The sequence below is a fragment of the Methanoregula sp. genome (genome assembly GCF_002835825.1).
GTDB lineage: Archaea > Halobacteriota > Methanomicrobia > Methanomicrobiales > Methanospirillaceae > Methanoregula.
Window position 1 is genome coordinate 1 of the sequence record NZ_PIZH01000367.1, and the last position, 2,152, is coordinate 2,152.

At 55.4% G+C, this 2,152-nt stretch carries 2 protein-coding genes; one reads left to right on the forward strand and one right to left on the reverse strand.

Annotated elements, in window-relative coordinates:
• Positions 1 to 255 precede the first annotated feature (255 nt).
• Positions 256 to 918: a DUF4013 domain-containing protein gene (locus CW742_RS11120; protein ID WP_292420382.1), complete on the reverse strand. Its 663-nt coding sequence runs from the start codon at positions 916 to 918 to the stop codon at positions 256 to 258.
• Positions 919 to 1,183: 265 nt separating this feature from the next.
• Between CW742_RS11120 and CW742_RS11125 the strand changes: the two genes are divergently transcribed.
• The gene (locus CW742_RS11125; RefSeq protein ID WP_292420384.1) at positions 1,184 to 1,969 is read left to right on the forward strand and encodes a hypothetical protein; all 786 of its coding nucleotides are present in this window, start codon (positions 1,184 to 1,186) and stop codon (positions 1,967 to 1,969) included.
• Positions 1,970 to 2,152 lie beyond the last annotated feature (183 nt).

The following is a 2,152-nucleotide window of genomic DNA, read 5'->3' on the forward strand; positions in this document are numbered from 1 at the left end:
TTGGGTCTAACTTAAATTTTGCTTAATCGGCGGGCGCGCCTTTGCCAACCTCGGGATACTGTACCTGATCCGATGCTAAATTAGGGCCTGTTCTCGTTTCCGTTGTGTCGCAATCGTGGTAATGGACGCGATCAACCCTGATGCTTGAGTACACCCAGTAAAAGAACACCGTTCCGCAGGCACCGCACAACCGCTGCCAGTCCTGCACCCGGCACAACCGGGACAGGCAAAAAAAGATCCAGGGGGATGATTCCCTTACGTGGAATCTGCCGAATCGTAGATCAGGCAGAAGTAGCGGGACATAAGAAGCGTCAGCGGCGCCAGGAGCAGGAACTCGATAAAGAGACCCAGGTACGGGCTGACGATGAAGTTGAGGGCCTCGATGACCCCGATGAAGACCATCTCGACGATGATGATGACAATCATCGCGATGATGTAGTTGACCCACCCGATCCTGCCGATGGTTTCGATGATGGCGCTGAAATTGAACGCCTCGCCCATGCTGCCGGTCCGTGCAAACCGGATGACACCGATCGTTGCAAAGAGTCCCGTGATGGCTGCAACGATGAGGAGCACAACGATCCCGATCAACACGCCGCCGATGATCTCCACCAGTGCTGCGGGGTTCTCAACATACGCGAGAATACCGGCGCCAATCACGAACATGGCGATGATGAAGCAGGGGATTACCCAGATGATGCTGATGATGGCGTACTTGATACCATCGATGATAAGTGTCCCCCACCCGTCAACTTCGGGTGCCGGCTTCTCGCCGCGGAACACCTTCAGGCTGTACCCCAGCAGGGGGATCGTGAGCAGGAGCGTTGCGATCAGGAACAGCAGGTACTGTTTCCACTTGCCGACAATGGCGTCCTTTGTATAGGCAAAGGAGTCGCCGAGCATGGTTGCGTAATCCATTGTTGTGTTTCACCTGTTACCGTGTAAACCGGCTCCATTATATTTGCCGAACTATTATTAAAGCATGCGGGAAGGCCCGATTGGAAAATCCATTCTTTTAAATGCGTTTTGGTCGGATTCGCCGCGTTTTTGCCGATTGCACTGGATTTGCGGGCAGTTATTCCGGAGAGCAGAGTGCGGAACTGCTGCACGGAAAGGATCAGGCTTAACACGGTCCCGGCATTACCATTGATCCATGCGAAAGCCCGTTGCCAGAAGAGCCGGAATGATCTCTGCCCTGCTCCTCATCCTGCTTCTGGTCCCGCTCCTCCTGTCAGCGGGCTGTTTGTCCGGATCCGGTGAAGGCAGGGCACCTGTCACGACTACGACAGCAGCACCGGCTGCAGTCACGCATCCGGCAACAGTGCTGGTCACGCTTCCCGCACCCACGCTGCCGCCCGCGGAAACGGCAGCGGTTATAACAGCCAGCCCGGACGTTTTTCCCACAACGGCACCAGCCACGACATGGGTTGTCCCGACGTATGGCGCAACCGGCGATCCCCGGATTATTGTCCTGAACTTCCAGAAAGAATACTTCAACGCAGACATTCCCGATTGCGGCATGAGGAAATTCTTCCCTGAAGCTGCCGGGGACCCCGCGTACGGCATTGCCGGCCGCCAGGGAACACTTGTTGCCTATCCGGAAGATGAGATCCGCAGGTTCATTGAGACCAATGCCGTGACAAATGTAACCACGGTCGAGGCCGGCCGGAGAATCACCGATTACATCGAGCCCGCAACATTGGGTGGCCCTGTATGCTCCAGGACGGTATCCACCCCCACATGGAACTTTGTCCTGATCAATGCGACCATCATGGGGAGGAACGCCCTTCCGGCCGAATATGCGGTCGGGTTCAATGTACGGTCAAAAGGCATTGTTGTTGCGCAGATCCGGGAAGACCGGACTCTCACTCTTGATACCCCGGAGATCTTCGCGCTCTATGTCCCGCTGAAGACCGCCGAGATGGAGCGCTTCGACAGCGTTGAGATGGTCTTTGCACGGAAGAGATGATTCACGGTTGTGGGTTTGCCGTGATTAAAGCCACGGGAATGCAGCCATGCGAAAGGAATGCGAATCACGCCAGTGTGTCATGATAGGGAGAGCCGTGGTTTTTTCATGACTGCAGGGGAATGGACTCCCCACCCTCCGATCAGATAAAGAAAAAAACAGATGGGGGCTTTTACCCCGTGATAC

Excerpts from the sequence above, each read along its gene's own strand:
- CW742_RS11120 (WP_292420382.1), bottom strand. The coding sequence starts at position 918 with ATGGATTACGCAACCATGCTCGGCGACTCCTTTGCCTATACAAAGGAC.
- CW742_RS11125 (WP_292420384.1), top strand. The coding sequence starts at position 1,184 with ATGATCTCTGCCCTGCTCCTCATCCTGCTTCTGGTCCCGCTCCTCCTG.